The sequence below is a fragment of the Mycobacterium sp. genome (assembly GCF_032159765.1).
Taxonomy (GTDB): domain Bacteria; phylum Actinomycetota; class Actinomycetes; order Mycobacteriales; family Mycobacteriaceae; genus Mycobacterium.
The window spans coordinates 1-3,272 of sequence record NZ_JAVHWM010000194.1 but is presented as its reverse complement, the minus strand read 5'-3'; the positions used below and the strand labels follow the sequence as shown (position 1 = coordinate 3,272).

General features: G+C 67.2%; 2 protein-coding genes and 1 pseudogene. All 3 read left to right on the top strand.

The genetic code is table 11. The features are described 5' to 3' along the window. A pseudogene (locus tag QOH60_RS24940) lies at nucleotides 1-243 on the top strand (SpoIIE family protein phosphatase); the annotation flags it as partial. Next, nucleotides 240-2,474, top strand: coding sequence for an ATP-binding SpoIIE family protein phosphatase (locus tag QOH60_RS24935; RefSeq protein WP_526424564.1), 2,235 nt, complete (start codon nucleotides 240-242; stop codon nucleotides 2,472-2,474). The pseudogene QOH60_RS24940 and the gene QOH60_RS24935, both read left to right, overlap by 4 nt. A 114-nt stretch (nucleotides 2,475-2,588) precedes the next feature. Further along, the gene (locus QOH60_RS24930) at nucleotides 2,589-3,023 is read left to right on the top strand and encodes an ATP-binding protein (protein ID WP_526424563.1); all 435 of its coding nucleotides are present in this window, start codon (nucleotides 2,589-2,591) and stop codon (nucleotides 3,021-3,023) included. The last annotated feature ends 249 nt before the right edge of the window (nucleotides 3,024-3,272 follow it).

Below are 3,272 nucleotides of genomic sequence, written 5' to 3'. Positions count from 1 at the left end.
GCCCTGCTGGCAGGCGGCATCGTGGGCTACCGGATCCCGCATGCACTGGCCACACACCAGGTTTCGATCGGTCCCGGCGACCTCCTCGTCATCGCGACCGACGGCATCCTCGAAGACCACGTCGCCGACATCGATTTCGCCGCACCCGCAATGGCGATCGCCGAACGCATCCTCAACGCGTACAGCAGGGAATCCGATGATGCGCTTGTGCTCGCCGCGCGTCACCGGGGCGCTTCGGCATGACGCAATCCGCGGACTTCCACGCCCAGTACGCCGCGGCGCTGCGGGCGTATGCCGCGGCGCAGGGCGAGGACACCCTTGCCGTAGGTCACGACCTGGGACGCCGGGCGCTGCAGGAACAGATCAGCATGCTGGAGATCGTCGAGAACCACTCCCGCCTGGTCGACGCGCCGGAGTCCGGGATCGATACCGTTGTCGCACTGCGGTTTCTCCTACAGACGCTTGCGGCGCTGGACGTGGTGACGCGCGGATTCCTCGACGGTACAAAGCGATACGAACAACAGCGGGCACGCGCCGAGGATCTCGCCGACCGTGACGAGTTCCGCACGGCGCTGGTGAATTCACTTCAGGAGGGCTTCTTCGTCGCGGACCACAGCGGGGCGGTCATCGAGGTCAACGAGGCGTTCGCCCACATCACCGGCTACGGCGCCGACGGCGTCCCCTATACGTGGCCCTACCCGTGGATGGCACAAGACAAGGATGCGAGGGAGCGATCGGCCCGACTGGTCGCGGAGGGCACGCTGGAGGCTGAGGCGCCGATACGGCACCGCGACGGCCACCTTGTGTGGGTGGCGACGAGCGTCAACGCAGTCACGTCGCCGAGCACTGAAGGGGACGGAGGGGACAGCGGAGGCACTTACGTCGGCACCATTCGCGACGTCACTGCCGCTCGGTCCGCCGCCGAACGGGAGCGGGCCGTCGCCCACCTCGCCACCGCCGTCACCCTGGCCAGGAACGTCGGCGACGTGCTGTCGACCATGCTCGACGAGTGTCGCGCCACGCTGGGCGTTCGGCACGTCGCGGCCATCTTGTGGCCAACTGGCGATCTCGACCCGGCCGTGCATCTTGCGGGATCACCCCGGACGGCGCAATGGCGTGACCTCGACCCGCCGCTGCGCAGGTCGCTCGAGGACGCCCGCGGCTGGCTGTCGCTGACCGCCGCACCCGTCGGATGGGGGGCCGGGACCGACACCGCACACGGAATCGTGGCCACGCTGTCGCGTGAGGCCACGCTGTGGCTCGAATTCGGTGAACCCCGAAGGGTCGGCGCAGAGGACAGGCAGCTCGTCACCGCGCTTGTCGGACACCTCAGCCTGGCGATTCAGCACGTCCGCCAATTCGAGCACGCCCGTGACACCTCGTTGACGCTGCAGCGCTCGATGCTCGCGCCGACCGAACTGCCTGCGGGCTTCGCCGCGCGTTATGAGCCCGCGGTGTCGCCGCTTGAGATCGGCGGCGACTGGTATGACGTGTTGCCCGTCGGCGACCACCGTATCGGTGTCATCGTCGGCGACTGCGTCGGCCGTGGTCTGCCTGCGGCCGTGGTGATGGGTCAGCTCCGCGCCTCGGCCCGCGCGCTGCTTCTCACCGGCGCCGAGCCGGCGACCATGCTCCAACAGCTTGATTCTGTTGCGGCCCTGATTCCAGATGCGTTCTGCACCACGGTGTTTGTGGCCATCCTCGACACCCGGGCCGAAACACTGACGTACAGCAGCGCAGGACACGTCCCTGCCCTGCTCGCCGCGCCGGAGTCGCGGCCACAGCAGTTGACGGATGCCAGCTCGGTACCTCTCGCGGTTCACAACGACGAACCTCGTCCACAGGGCGTCGCGGCACTGGCCGCCGGATCGACCCTGTTGCTCTACACCGACGGGCTCGTCGAGCGGCGTGACCTTTCCATAGACGCCGGAATAGCCCGCGTAACCGAGATGCTGACGCAGACCATCGAATTGCCGATCGACGCGGTTGCCGACGCGATGCTCGAGAGACTGGCCCCCGCCCTCGGCTACGACGATGATGTCGCGATCGTGCTGTACCGCCATCCTGGTTCCGCGCTCGTCATCGAAAACGACGCGATCCCAGTACGGTTGAGCGATATCCGACGCCGCTTCGCTGACTGGCTGCGCTGCAAGAACGTGCCGGAGTCGCTCGCCGCGGACATCGTGCTTGTAGTCAATGAGGCGTGCAGCAACAGCGCCGAGCACGCATATCGCGGACGCGAGCCGGGGACAATGCGCGTGGAGGCCACACTCGACGACAACCACATTCACGTCAGGGTCACCGACTCGGGTTCGTGGAAGACGCCACCCGCCGACCCCGGCACCAGGGGCCGCGGACTGCTGCTGATGCGGACCCTGAGCGAACGGGTGGACATCGATGGAACAGCAGAGGGCACCAACATCGGCATGCGCTTCGCATTCGGCGAAGCCACGCCGGAGGAGAACCTTGCGTGATATGACAACAACGGCCATATGCAACTGTCGAGGAGAGGCAGGCAATGCGGGGGAATTCGCGTGCGTTCAGGCGGCCACCCAGGTGGGCTTGCCGCTAGACATCCGGAGGTGCTGGTGACAACGGTTTCCGGCGCCGACGTCGTCGGGCCTGCGCCGTTGCGGATACGGCTACCGGCGATCCCAGCCAGCCTTGCCGTCATCCGCGCCCGCCTGCGCACCTGGCTACCGACCGCCCAGGTCACCCCGTCGGCCGCCGCCGAGGTCCTACTCGCCGTCGGAGAGGCGGTCTCCAACGCCGTTGAGCATGCCGTCCGCGGCACGGCCGGTGACGTCGAGGTGGAGGTCACGGCGCAGGCGACTACGACGGGTCTAGCGTTGACCGTCAAGGACAACGGACGCTGGCAGGCACCACTGAAGAGTGAGCGGTGTGAGCGGAGTGCGCAACGCGGGCACGGCAGCAGGTTGATGAACGCCCTCGTCGACGCGGTCACAGTGACGCCAACCCCGCAGGGAACAACGGTGGAAATGCGCAAGGAGCTCCATCCATGACCTTCCGAGGACGACGGCGAGTGAGGCTCAGGTCGAAGGCGCGAACCGCAAGCTCTCGCGCGAAGCGAGGACCGGAGCGAGCGGGAGTCGAAGCATGACCAATAGCCAGTTCCGGCTGTCCTCTGCCGAGGCCGGACTACCGCCGGTTGTCACCGCGTCCGGCGACATCGACCTGGCCAACGTCAACGAGTTCTCCGACGTCCTGACCGGAGCGGCCGCAGGCAGCGACGCCATCACGGTCGACCTTTC

Excerpts from the sequence above, each read along its gene's own strand:
- QOH60_RS24935 (WP_526424564.1), top strand. The coding sequence starts at position 240 with ATGACGCAATCCGCGGACTTCCACGCCCAGTACGCCGCGGCGCTGCGG.